Origin of the sequence: Mesorhizobium sp. M0590, assembly GCF_040320905.1 — a bacterium.
In the GTDB taxonomy this organism is placed as follows: domain Bacteria; phylum Pseudomonadota; class Alphaproteobacteria; order Rhizobiales; family Rhizobiaceae; genus Mesorhizobium.
On sequence record NZ_JAMYQN010000002.1, the window covers coordinates 412363 to 424958 of the forward strand.

Sequence of the window (12596 nt, forward strand, 5' to 3'; positions counted from 1 at the left end):
CAAGCCCGGCGCACGAAAACAGGCTGGCGTCCGCCACGCAGCAAGAAGGGACGATAGCAATGCTCGCCTTGGTCACATCTTCCGACAGCGCCACCGGGTTGCGGCTCGCCGAGCTTGGCGAGCCCGAGCCCGCCCCGCATGAGGCGCTGGTCTCGGTCCGGGCAGTCTCGCTGAACCGCGGCGAACTGCGCCTGCTCAACATCCGTCCGAACGGCTGGGTGCCTGGCCAGGACGTCGCCGGAATTGTCGAGCGCGCCGCGGCCGACGGCTCCGGGCCGGCCGTCGGCGCCCGGGTTGCGGCTCTGGTCGACGAGGCCGGGTGGGCCGAACGGGTCGCCGTTCCGACCGACCACCTCGCCGTCCTGCCGGACGACGTCAGCTTCGTCGCCGCCGCCACTGTTCCGGTCGCGGGCACGACCGCGCTGCGGACCCTGCGCCTCGGCGGCGACCTGGCCGGCCAGCGGGTCCTGATTACCGGCGCAAGCGGCGCGGTCGGCCGTTTCCAGATCCAGATCGCCCGCCAGCAGGGCGCGTCGGTGGTGGCGGTCGCCGCTGAACGGCATGCCGACGATCTCCGCGGCCTCGGAGCCGAGCGGGTCGTCGAAACGATCGAGCTGGCCGAAGGACTGTTCTCGCTGATTACCGAATCGGTGGGCGGCGATAGCCTCGCCCACGCGATCGAACGGATCGGGCCCGGCGGGACCGTCGTCATGTTCGGCTCGAGCAGCGGCGAACTCACGCCCATCGGCTTCCGCCAGTTCGTTCCGGGTCACGAAGGCGCGCGGCTGCAGACCTTCGCCTACTACGCTTCCGGTCCGGAGGTTGGCGCCGACATCGCCTCGCTGCTCGCGCTGATCGCAGCCGGCCGGCTGGAAACGCGCGTGGTCCTGACCGTGCCGTGGCGGGACGTCGCCCAGGCTCTCGACGCGCTGCGGCAGCGCAGCATCAGCGGCAAGGCAGTGCTTACCGTGACAGAATGAGCAGGCGGTGGCGCCGGACGGGACGGTGTCTGTCTCCCCCCGGGCTGCTACGGCAACTTGAGCCCGCTGGCGATTGCCCGTTGAAGCCGGCGCCTGCTTCCGCTAAGAAGCCGTGGCTGGCCGGTTTACCGGCTGGTTCGTTTTTTGGGATCACCGATCCTGAAGGCACCCGTAGCTCAGCTGGATAGAGCGCTGCCCTCCGAAGGCAGAGGTCACAGGTTCGAATCCTGTCGGGTGCGCCAATTCTGTCTGATTTCATTTGGAATTTCTGCTCGTCGCTTGACACGGGCATACATCAAAATTGCTAACCTTGGCGCACTTAGTTTTTATGGTGATGCAACCCGCGATCGGTTATAGCCAACACGCGGCGACCGAGAAAGCTATTGATCCGTCGCCTACGGCGGGATGGAAAGATGGCTGATTTGTTGCCAGGATCGATGAGCGGAATACGCGATAACCATTCGCGAGGAAGTGTCGCAGACTTCTTGAAGTTAAGGATTTTGGATGGAAGTGCGCTGTCAGTTGTTTCAGCATACTTCACAATCCATGCCTACCAAGCCCTCAAGCCCACTCTCGATGGAATTGATCGGTTGCGGTTCCTATTCGGTGAGCCCCGGTTCATCGGATCCTTAGACCCTGAGAAAACGGAGCGGAAGCGGTTCGCTCTCGAAGACGACGGTTTGGAGCTCGCAAACCGCCTCCAGCAACGACAAGTGGCGTTCGATTGCGCCCACTGGCTGAACGAAAAGGTCGACATTCGTTCTGTTCTCGACGCAAATTTCCTCCATGGGAAAATGTATCACGTCGACGACGGCCGTCGTGAGCATGCGATCGTTGGAAGCTCAAACTTCACCCGGCGTGGATTGGGTATATCAAGCGCGCCAAACATCGAACTCAACCTGATCGTAGATAGCGACCGCGATCGCTCGGACCTGAAGGCATGGTTCGACGCAATATGGGATAATCAGAACCTCGTTTCGGATGTAAAGGAAGAAGTTCTTCGCTATTTGGAACAGCTCTACGTCAATCATCCGCCAGAGTTCATCTATTTTAAGACGCTTTACCATGTGTTTGAGCGGTTTATTTCGGGACAAGACGCGGATGCAGCACTTTTCGAGCAAACCGCGATCGTCGACACGGATATCTGGAACGCACTTTTTGATTTTCAGAAAGACGGTGTGAAAGGTGCAATCCATAAGATCAACGCGCATAACGGCTGCATTCTTGCGGACAGTGTCGGTCTAGGTAAGACGTATTCGGCTCTCGCGGTAATCAAGTACTTCGAGCTCCGAAACCACCGGGTTCTGGTGCTCTGCCCTAAAAAACTTCGGGATAACTGGACCGTTTTCCTCGCGCATAACAACAGCGATCTGAACCCGTTCCTGCGGGATCGCTTCAGCTACACGGTGCTCTCCCATACAGACCTGTCGCGCGAAACCGGGAAGGTTGACGGGATCGATCTATCAACGATCAACTGGAGCAACTTCGATCTGATCGTGATCGATGAATCACATAACTTCAGGAACAACACCAAGGGCAAGCGCGACGAGGACGGTAACATCGTCCGAAAAAGCCGTTACGAACGGCTTATGGACGATGTGATCAAGAAGGGCGTCAAGACCAAAGTCCTTTTGCTGTCGGCGACTCCTGTCAACAACGATCTTCGCGATCTTCGAAACCAAGTTTACTTTGTCACGGAAGGCCGCGACGCGGCGTTTGCTCCAGACTTGGCGATCAACAGCATCAAAGACACTCTATCTACCGCTCAAAGGACCTTCATGGAGTGGGCTCGGCGCAGCGGCGAACGAGATGCGCGCGACCTTATGGATCGACTTCCGGCAGCATTCTTTACGCTGCTCGACGAGCTTACGATTGCCAGGTCTCGGAACCACATCAAAAAGTACTACCGAGCATCGCTCGAAAAGATCGGCCATTTTCCAAGGCGCCGCAAACCGCTTTCGGTGTTTTCCGAGATCGATCTTAGGGGCAGGTTTCTGTCCTACGATCGGCTGAACGACGAGATTTCGAAATACGAACTCTCGCTATTCAATCCTTCGCGATACGTCCTGCCCTCTTTTTCGGCCGAATACGAAGAGCGGAAGATCGCGAACTTTTCGCAAGCAAATCGCGAAAGGTTCCTGATCGGGATGATCAAGGTCAACTTTCTCAAGAGGCTTGAAAGCTCGGTCCACGCTTTTGCGATCACGATGGAACGGACACTCACAAAGATTGAGGGGCTTGAGAAGCGGCTCCGCGATTACAAGCTTCACACACGGGCAACGGCCGAAGCTTTGCAGCCTGATTTATTTGCAGCCGAGGATGAAGACGACGAGGATCTGACGCAAGCCTTTCAGGTCGGCTCCAAGCTCAAATTCGAGATGGCGCACCTCGATGTAGATCGTTGGCTAAAGGACCTCGCCACGGACAAACAGCAGCTAGCGTTGCTCGCCGATGCAGCGAAATCCGTCGATAGTTCTCGCGACGCGAAATTGGCCGAAATTAAGAAGCTAATCGAGCACAAAGTCAGGTATCCCGAACGCAACACTCAAGGCGAGGAGAATCGCAAAGTCGTTGTGTTCTGCGCCTTCGCTGACACCGCCGCCTATCTTTACGACTCCTTGCAAGAATGGGCGCGTAAGACGCTTGGCGTTCACATCGCGCTTGTGTCCGGAGGCTCGAAGTCAAACCGCACGACCTTCGGAAAGGCCGAGTTTTCGCAAATTCTGGCCAATTTTTCACCCCGCGCGAAACAACGCGCAAGGATCAAATCTATGCCGCAGGATGGCGAGATCGACATTATGATCGCCACCGACTGCATTTCGGAAGGCCAGAACCTTCAAGATTGCGACTATCTCATTAACTACGACATTCACTGGAACCCGGTTCGGATAATCCAGCGCTTCGGGCGAATTGATCGTATCGGCAGCCTTAACCGCGATATCCAACTGGTGAATTTCTGGCCCACGCCCGATCTCAACAAATATATCAACCTCAAAAATCGGGTCGAAGCGCGTATGGCGCTTGTCGATATCTCGGCAACATCTGAGGACAACATCCTTCAAACCAAGGATATCGAAGAGCTAATCCAAGACGATCTCCGCTATCGAGACAAGCAATTGCTCCGCCTGAAGGATGAGGTTCTCGACCTTGAGGACTTCAACGAATCGGTTGCCTTGAATGAATTCACGCTCGACGATTTCAGGATAGAGTTGTTGGGCTATATCGAGGCGAACCGTGAACGGCTCAACGATGCACCGCTAGGACTCTATGCGGTGGTGCCGCCGCATCCTGATTATCCCACCATTCAGCCCGGAACGATCTACTGCCTCAAGCAACTGATCACGTCGACGGGAACCGAAACGGTAAACCCGCTCCAGCCATATTTTCTTGTCTATGCGCGCGAAACAGGCGAAATCCGTTACAATTTCACGGCGCCGAAGCAGGTGCTGGAAATCTTCCGTGCGGTTTGCCAGGGAAAAACCGAGCCGTATGCAAAGCTCTGCAACTTGTTCGATGAAGAGACATCGGACGGCAGGGCAATGGGGCGGTACAGCACCTTGCTTGACGCCGCCATCAGCGCCATTGCATCCCAGTCCGACAAGAAGAATATCGGAAATCTTTTCGCCGGGCGCGGCGGTAAGCTGGTCGACGATACAAAACTGCCGAAAACGGCTTCCGACTTCGATCTCGTGACATGGTTAGTCATCAAGCGGGAAACGGAAGCCCCCGATGTCTGACATGCGCGCCCAGGTTCAAGCTGCTTTGAAGGCGCTGGCGGGGCATCCCGCTAAGCAGGCCACCACGGGGCTTTTTGGTGCGCTTGGTTACGCCAGCCGCAAGACAGTTGATCTCGACGGCACGCCAGCAGCCTTCCTTCAGTTCATCGACAGGTCAGAGACACTTGCGACCAAGCGCGACGCCCAGACAGCCAAATGGAAACACGTTGATTTCTTATTCCAACTGACAAACGACGAAATTCCGATCCTTGCTCAAGGCAACCGCGATTTGTTTGCGAGCCAGCAGGATTATCGAACTTCGATCATCGAGTCCTTCGTCTTCCTGGCGATTGAACTTGAGGGTGAGGAGTGGAGCCGTGGCGCGCTGGCGGGTATCACCCGCGAGATCAACCGGCTGTTCCCGATGCCGGCCTTGATCCTGTTCAAGCACGGTGGCTTCGCTTCGCTCGCCGTCATCGACCGCCGCCCGAACAAGAAGGACGGCTCGCGCGATGTCGTCGAAAAACGCATCTCGATCGTCAAAGACATCAAACTTGCCGCGCCACATCGCGCTCATGTCGATATTCTCTGCGATATCGCGCTGGCCAATGTGAGAGTGCGCGGACGTGGTACGCCAACGAATTTTCGGGATCTCTATGACGGCTGGATCGAGGCTCTGTCGGCGCAGACGCTCAACAAGAAATTCTATCAGGAACTGGCGAACTGGTACTTCTGGTCGGTAAAGCAGGTCGAGTTCCCTGCAGCCTTCCGCGCGCGCGACAACGCGTCCGATCCGAAAGCTAAGAAGGAAGCCTTCGAGGCACAGAACCAGATAGCGGTCATCCGCCTTCTCACACGGCTTATCTTTGTCTGGTTCATCAAGGAAAAGGACCTCGTCCCCGATGCCTTGTTTGATCCGGTCGAGCTGAAAAAGCTGCTGAACGAAGACGCGGCCCTCCGACGCGAGAGCAGCACCTATTATAAGGCGGTGTTGCAAAACCTGTTCTTCGCCACCCTCAACACCGAGATGTCCGATGATCGGAAATGGAGAACCAAGGCGACCGCTGGCGGCCTCGATGGACAGTATCTGATCCACACGGTCTATCGGTTCCGGGACGCCTTCCGCGATCCTGATGATGCACTAAGGCTGTTCAAGCAGGTTCCGTTCCTGAATGGCGGGCTCTTCGAATGCCTGGATCGCGAAGTCTCGGCGCGCGATCTGGAACGCAATCCAGATCTTAGGTGGCGCCTAGTCAAAGAAGGCACGCGGGATGTCATCCGCATCGACGGCTTCTCCGAGCGCACGGAAAACCCGCTTAAGGTGCCCAACAAGATTTTCTTCGCCAAGGCCGAGAAGGTCGATCTCAACGAGGAATACGACACCAAGGGCAGGACCTATGAGGCAGATGGCCTGATCGAACTCTTCTCCCGCTACAAATTCACTGTTGAGGAGAACACGCCAGTCGAGGAAGAGGTAGCGCTCGATCCGGAACTGCTCGGCAAGGTCTTCGAGAACCTGTTGGCAAGCTACAACGCCGACACGCGCACTACGGCGCGCAAGAAATCCGGCTCGTTCTACACCCCGCGCGAAGTGGTCGACTACATGGTCGATGAGGCGCTGGTGGCGTATTTCGAGCGCCGCCTGTCGACAAAGCCCGTGGAGCCCGAGCGCGGTAAGCCGAAGCAGCAGGCGCTCGACATGGCAATGCCCGGCGAGTTCGATCTTACCGGCGCGTCGCAGTCGAACGGCGGCACAGTGGCCGACAGCGCCGATCTTGGCTCGCGCTTAAGAAGCCTCCTATCTTTCAAAGAGAGCGGCAACCCGTTCGGCAATACCGAAACAGGCACGCTGATCGCCGCGATCGACGGTTTGAAGGCGCTTGATCCGGCCTGCGGATCGGGCGCGTTCCCTATGGGCCTGCTTCAGAAACTCATACATGTGTTGCACCGGCTTGATCCGGACAACGCACGGTGGAAGGCACAGAACCGACGCCCGCTCGAAATCCGCCTGGTGGCGGCAAAGCAAACACCCGATCCTTCTCGCCGCGAAACCGAGATCGACGAGGCCGAAGCCGTCCTTGCTAAACTCGATCACGATTTCTCGGACGCTAACAAGCCGGACTACGCGCGCAAGCTGTATCTAATCGATAAATGCTTGTTCGGTGTCGATATCCAACCCATTGCCGTGCAGATCGCGAAGCTGCGCTTCTTCATCTCACTAGTGGTGAGCCAGAAGATCGACCGCGATCAGGATAACGCCAATATCACGGCGCTTCCCAATCTGGAAACCAAGCTCGTCGCTGCCAACAGTCTGATCCCGATCGAGAGGTCCACTCAAACCGATCTGTTCCGCAATACAAAGATCGCGGAGAAGGAAGCTGAACTCCAGTCCATGAACGCTCGCTACTTCAGCGCTCGCACAGCGCGGACGAAGCGCCTGCGTCGCGAGGACATCGCCCGCCTGCGCGATGAACTGGCGGACCTTCTCAAATCCGATCGCGGCCTGCCGGAAACAGATGCGAAGCTGATGGCGTCGTGGGACCCATTCGATCAAAATGCAGCCGCCCCCTTCTTCGATCCCGAATGGATGTTCGGCCTGTCCGCGCGGTTCGATCTCGTCATCGGCAACCCCCCTTATGTCCGCCAGGAGGCAATCAAGGATCAGAAGCCGCTGCTCGAAAAATACTATGGCGGTAAGGACAAAAATGGGAACCCGCTCGGCGCCTACGCGGGCACAGCGGATTTGTTTGTCTACTTCATCCAGCGCGGCGTCGAACTTCTCAATCACGGTGGCGCCTTTGCCTACATCACGTCGAACAAATGGTATCGCGCCAAGTACGGCACGAACTTGCGCGGCTGGATGAACAGGCAGACGAAGCTCCGCCGCATTGTCGATTTCGGCGACGCCGAAGTGTTCGACGCCATCGCCTATCCCACCATCATCATTGCCACACGCCGCACTGCTCTGGTCCAGATGCCGAAAGATACCGATAGCCTGCGTGTGATGAACTGGCCGGCAGATCGTGACAAATCCGAGGTCGAGGGCTTTCCGAAGCTGGTGGATGAGATCGGCTTCGACATGCCGCAGAGGGCGCTTACCACTGATGGCTGGCAACTGGAGCCGCAGGCAGAACGCGGGCTTTTGGAACGCATCCGAGCGGCGGGCATGCCGCTTGGCCAATACGTTGAGGGGTGCTTCTACTATGGCATCAAAACCGGCTTCAATGACGCCTTCGTCATCGACGGACAAACCAAGGATCAGCTGATCGCCGATCATGCGAGCTCCGCCGAAATCATCAAGCCATTTCTGCGTGGACGCGATATCAAGCGCTGGCGCGTAGAACCGCAAGACTTGTGGCTGATCTTCACGCGGCAGGGGATTGACCTTGAAGCCTATCCGGCGATAGCGGCTCACCTTGCACGCCATCAGGAGGCGCTAGCTCCCAAGCCCTCAAGCTGGAAAGATGCTCAAAATGGAGCATGGAGAGGCCGGAAGGCCGGTTCGTACAAATGGTATGAAATCCAAGACAATGTTGCGTATTGGCAGTCGTTCGAAAAGCCAAAAATATTTGTCCCTGAAATTCAAGGCAGCGCTCAATATGCCTTGGACTATGACTCATTCTACTGTGTGAACAAGGCGAGCTTCATTGTACATGAGGATATTGAATATATAATAGGAATCCTAAATAGCGCGCTCTCATGGTGGATAACGCAGCACACTTTTGCGAGCAAGCAGGGTGGTTTTTTTGAGTTTACGCAGCAATACGTTTCCCAGATTCCGATTCCGAAAGCTCCGAAATCGCAACAGGCGCTGATCGAGACGCTGGTTCTGGCAATCATAGGCAATCGTGACGACAACCGTCTTGAACAACTACTCAACGGGCTCGTCTATGAACTCTTCTTCCAAACCGATCTCCATGCCCGAGGCCTTACCCTGTTCGACGAGGCCGAACGCGCGGGTCTTGGCCAGCTCGCGGGCCTAGAAGGTGTGGTGCTGGTGAAGGCGGCCGAGGAGTTCAGCAATCGTGTGTTCGTGTCCTCGCACCCGCTATACGCGATGCTCTTCGATCTACAGGCCCTCGAGGTCGTGCGTATTATTGAGGGCAAGGAATGACCCAGGAAATCAATGTCGTACCACCTCCCGCTGGCGAGCAAGCTGCGGCGCCAAAGGCCTTGCGGATCAATACACTTTCTCTTTGCGATTTCCGTGCCTTTCCGAACCCCATCACGTTTGATCTGGCAGGAAAGAATCTGCTGGTCTATGGGGAAAACGGCGCCGGCAAGTCGTCGATCTTTCAAGCGTTGCGCCACTTCTTCGCAATGCGGCCGCCGGTAATCGCTTCGGTCAAGAATGTCTTTTCGGGCCGACCCGACACAGACTTTCGGATAGATGTTGTGTTCAACGACGGAACTCCTTCAATTCCTTGGTCGAGCACTCGGCATCCTATACGCTTGCCCGGCGCTGATGCGCGTGTAGCTGAAGCCGCATTACGGAAATCGTGCCTCGATTATCGTGCTCTTCTGGATACCAACTACATCCACGGCAACGATCGACCGAATCTCTTCGACATCTCGGTGACGGTGCTGCTCGCCGATTTTGCTGTGGCAACGGAAGGCGGCATCATGAAGACGATCGGCCAACTTTGGGCGGAAATTGAGCGTTCAAAGCCCTGGAACTACAATAGTTCGCTAGAGCCGGTTCAGAAGGCTTGCATTGCATTCAACGAAGGCTTCCGCATAGCGCTTGAGGCCCTGCATCCTCGATTAGTTAAGCTGGTTCACACAATGCTAGGTGCTTCCGTCGAGGTCAAATCATTCACATTTGGCGGGGTCACCTATCAGCACCAATGGTGGAAGCGGGACCGGATTATCACCGGACGGGAGCTATTCCCCGCGATCGCTTTCAACGGCAAGGACCTGCGTACGCCCCAGACGTTTCTCAACGAGGCGCGCCTTTCTGCTTTCGCGCTAGCGATGTATCTCGGCGGGCGCCTTGCCTGCGTGCCGGAAGGCGGCGAACGACTGAAACTGCTCGTTCTCGATGATGTTTTGATCGGCCTTGATCATGACAATCGCATTCCCGTGCTTCGCCTACTCCGAGAATATTTTCCGGATTGGCAGACTGTGATCCTTACCCACGATCGGGTCTGGTTCGATATGGCCCGTCAGTTCCACGATGGTTCAGATGCATGGACCTGGGCCGAGATCTACGCTGATGGGGATGGTGGTAGAGCCACCCCATCGGTGAAGACGCCCAACGGCGATGTGCTTCGCGCAACGCTGGACGAATGCGCGGCGCAGCTCGCGGCCAATGCAATTCCTTCGGCCGCAACATCAGCGAGAAGGGCGTTCGAGTGGGGTCTGAAGCGTTTCTGCGAACGACGCCGAGTTCAAACGGCTTTCACGATGAATCCCAAAGACAACGATTCTGAAGTCTTGTTGAATGCAATAGCTGCATGGACTGCTCTACCCGGCCAAAATCGTGCGCAGAGATTGGGGCCAATACTTAATGATCTTCGGATGTACCGCGCTGGCGTTTTAAACCCGCAAACGCATGCCAACGCACCTAGTCCCTCCAGGCAAGAAGTAGAAGGTGCGACGACAGCAATACAGGCGCTCGAGGCCGTACGAACCGACAATACGATCACCTAGCTGAACCGTGCGGCGTGGGGCTAGCGCGCCCGGCCGGCAGGCACTAGAATTTTTAGCCGCTCGGTCGACCATTGCTGCATCGCCACCTCGTAAAGCTGAACGTCGAATCAGTCCTGCCCACCGCGCTCACGTTTTATCTAACCGGTGGCCTGGAACCCAATCCGCTTCGGAAAACTTTTCTGGGTAGTTCTCGAAAGGAGCGCCCCGTGTCCGCACCGCCCGAAATGGATGTCGTCCTCGAAAAGCTGCCTTTGAGGATCGGCGCCTATATCCCCGACGACTTGCTGGAGGACTGGTTTGCGCCGGGAACCGGCATGAACCCGGTCAGCAAGGAGGCGCTTGCCGCCGCCAAGAATTACGGTTGGCGCTTCGAATGCGAGTTCAAGCACTACCCCGAACGCAAGGAAGGCGTGTTCTGGAAGTGGGTGCCGGCGATCTGACCGGCGCTGGACGGTTCATCGTTCCGCGGAAACGCAGAACCGGCCTATCTTATTGTTTGACGCAAATACCGGACGGAAAACCGCTTCACACTTTTCCTGGAATTGCTCAGCCTCCGCCTATCGGCGTCGTCACCTTGCCGGTTCCGCCGCATTCGGGGCAGGTGCGGCCGTCGATCATGCCTGACCCTGCACAGCGGCGGCAAATATTCTCGCCAGCGCCTGGAGTGCCTGCGGGGACTTCGTCCGTGTTGGTCTGACCGGCTTGCCGGGGCTTGCCCCGCAGCTTGTTTCTCAGCCGGGCGACCCAGCCTTCGTCGACCTCGAGCGGCCTGCTGCTGTCGTCCGGCAGGCCTTCGCCGGATTGGCCGATGGTTTCATTGCGCGGCCGGTCGTTCGCGCCTGTCGTGATCTTCTGAGCCATTGCGTTTGCCTTTACGCCTTGCAATTTTCGAACGCCTCAGCTCCGCAGAGGTTCCGGTTCGACCGGCAGCCTTTCAGCCGGGTTTTCGCCGCACATTATCTATCCTGAACCCGGATTTCGGCCGCGCCGGCATGCGGGCAAGCGAGACGGTCATATCCTGATCAGGCACCTGGTAGGCCATCGACCGCGTCAGCAGGCGAACCGCTTCCATGATCAGCGCGACGGTGACGGCTTCTCCGGGGCAGCGATGGGTAGTCGCCGGATCTCCGCCGCCATGCGGGATGAAGTCGAAGCCGTGGGTTTTCCAGCTCAAGCCGCGCTCCGGGATAAATCGGTCCGGCTCCACAAACAGGCGGCGATCGTGGTTGGTGCCGTGCAGGTCGAGCAGAACCCAGTCGCCTTTGCCGAAGCGGTAGCCCTTCCATTCGAAGGGGTGGCGGGCGCGGCCGCCGATGAACGGGAAGAACGGATAGAGCCGGCGAACCTCCTCGGCGAAGGCTTCCAGCCCGTTGTCATCGCCGGCGGCGAACTTATCGTACCATTGGCGGTGCTGGTGAAGCGCCAGCGCCGCAAACACGATGAAGCGGCCGATGGCGACAACCGGCCGGATGACGTTGATGATCTCGACCGCAGCACTGGCAAGATCGAGCGGCATTCCCTCGGCATCGACATATTCGCTGACCAGGCGGACCGGGCTGTTTGCCGGCAAATCAAGCGCGCCGCTTCGAACGCGCCATACAAGCTCGCCGATAGTGCGTTCGGTCCGGCGTCGCCGCCACAGCGCCAGCATGGTCGATCGCCCAATGCCGCCGGCGTTCTCGACCATGCCGCTGAGCTCGCGGCAGAGTTCGGCGCGATCCTTGTCGGCGGGGATGCCGGCCCAATCCGCTGCCGCCTGGGTCAGGACGAGGTTTACGGCGTCGAACAGGACGATCTCGTCACGCCGCTGCCAGTCTTCCAGCTGGTCGAGCCAGGCGCGACAGAAGGTTGCGCGGAGCCGCTCGATCTGGTCACCATCCAACAGGATCGACAGGAAAAGCGCCTTGCGGTGGCGGTGAGCGGCGCCGTCGAGCGCCTGGACGCTGCCCTTGTCCTGCAGCAGACGCAGCGTGGTCTGCGGCATCGCGCCAATTCGGGTAAAATGGTCGCCGCCATAGAACATTTCGGCAGCCTCGGCACCGCGGACACAGATTGCCGGCCGCAGCATCAGGCGCGTGGCAAAGATGTCGGTGTTCATGCGCCGGCAGCGGGCCGAAATGAAGTCATAGCCTTCGCGCAGCAGGGCCAAGGTGCTATCGAACGCGGCGCGCGGAATGGGTTTTGCGGCATGATTGCCGCCATCGGCATCGATCAGTTCACGTCTGTTCATGGCGTGCTCCCTGGCGTT

Annotated in this window: 7 protein-coding genes and 1 tRNA gene; 6 read left to right on the forward strand and 2 right to left on the reverse strand. The window is 57.8% G+C overall.

Annotated elements, in window-relative coordinates:
• Positions 1-59 precede the first annotated feature (59 nt).
• The 6 genes from NKI52_RS05750 (at position 60) to NKI52_RS05775 (ending at position 10788) form a co-directional block, all read left to right on the forward strand.
• Positions 60-980 (forward strand): zinc-binding dehydrogenase, encoded by a 921-nt coding sequence (locus NKI52_RS05750; protein WP_352697284.1) that lies wholly within the window; start codon positions 60-62, stop codon positions 978-980.
• 165 nt (positions 981-1145) lie between these two features.
• A tRNA-Arg gene (locus tag NKI52_RS05755) sits at positions 1146-1222 on the forward strand.
• A 171-nt stretch (positions 1223-1393) separates the two neighbouring features.
• Complete coding sequence (locus NKI52_RS05760) at positions 1394-4717, forward strand: helicase-related protein (protein WP_352697286.1); 3324 nt, start codon at positions 1394-1396, stop codon at positions 4715-4717.
• Positions 4710-8810, forward strand: coding sequence for an Eco57I restriction-modification methylase domain-containing protein (locus NKI52_RS05765; protein ID WP_352697288.1), 4101 nt, complete (start codon positions 4710-4712; stop codon positions 8808-8810). Before NKI52_RS05760 ends, NKI52_RS05765 begins: the two co-directional genes overlap by 8 nt.
• Positions 8807-10348 (forward strand): AAA family ATPase, encoded by a 1542-nt coding sequence (locus NKI52_RS05770; protein ID WP_352697290.1) that lies wholly within the window; start codon positions 8807-8809, stop codon positions 10346-10348. The genes NKI52_RS05765 and NKI52_RS05770 overlap by 4 nt, the downstream gene beginning before the upstream one ends.
• A gap of 206 nt (positions 10349-10554) precedes the next feature.
• A complete protein-coding gene (locus tag NKI52_RS05775) occupies positions 10555-10788 on the forward strand; it encodes a hypothetical protein (protein ID WP_352682983.1) in 234 nt (77 codons plus the stop codon).
• Between the two features lie 106 nt (positions 10789-10894).
• Here NKI52_RS05775 and NKI52_RS05780 read toward each other — a convergent pair whose 3' ends face one another.
• Together NKI52_RS05780 and NKI52_RS05785 are read right to left on the reverse strand one after the other, a co-directional pair.
• Complete coding sequence (locus NKI52_RS05780) at positions 10895-11209, reverse strand: hypothetical protein (RefSeq protein ID WP_352697436.1); 315 nt, start codon at positions 11207-11209, stop codon at positions 10895-10897.
• A gap of 73 nt (positions 11210-11282) precedes the next feature.
• On the reverse strand, positions 11283-12578 hold the full coding sequence (locus NKI52_RS05785; protein ID WP_352697293.1) for a cytochrome P450: 1296 nt from the start codon (positions 12576-12578) through the stop codon (positions 11283-11285).
• Positions 12579-12596 lie beyond the last annotated feature (18 nt).

Excerpts from the sequence above, each read along its gene's own strand:
- NKI52_RS05760 (WP_352697286.1), top strand. The coding sequence starts at position 1,394 with ATGGCTGATTTGTTGCCAGGATCGATGAGCGGAATACGCGATAACCAT.
- NKI52_RS05785 (WP_352697293.1), bottom strand. The coding sequence starts at position 12,578 with ATGAACAGACGTGAACTGATCGATGCCGATGGCGGCAATCATGCCGCA.
- NKI52_RS05750 (WP_352697284.1), top strand. The coding sequence starts at position 60 with ATGCTCGCCTTGGTCACATCTTCCGACAGCGCCACCGGGTTGCGGCTC.
- NKI52_RS05780 (WP_352697436.1), bottom strand. The coding sequence starts at position 11,209 with ATGGCTCAGAAGATCACGACAGGCGCGAACGACCGGCCGCGCAATGAA.
- NKI52_RS05770 (WP_352697290.1), top strand. The coding sequence starts at position 8,807 with ATGACCCAGGAAATCAATGTCGTACCACCTCCCGCTGGCGAGCAAGCT.
- NKI52_RS05765 (WP_352697288.1), top strand. The coding sequence starts at position 4,710 with ATGTCTGACATGCGCGCCCAGGTTCAAGCTGCTTTGAAGGCGCTGGCG.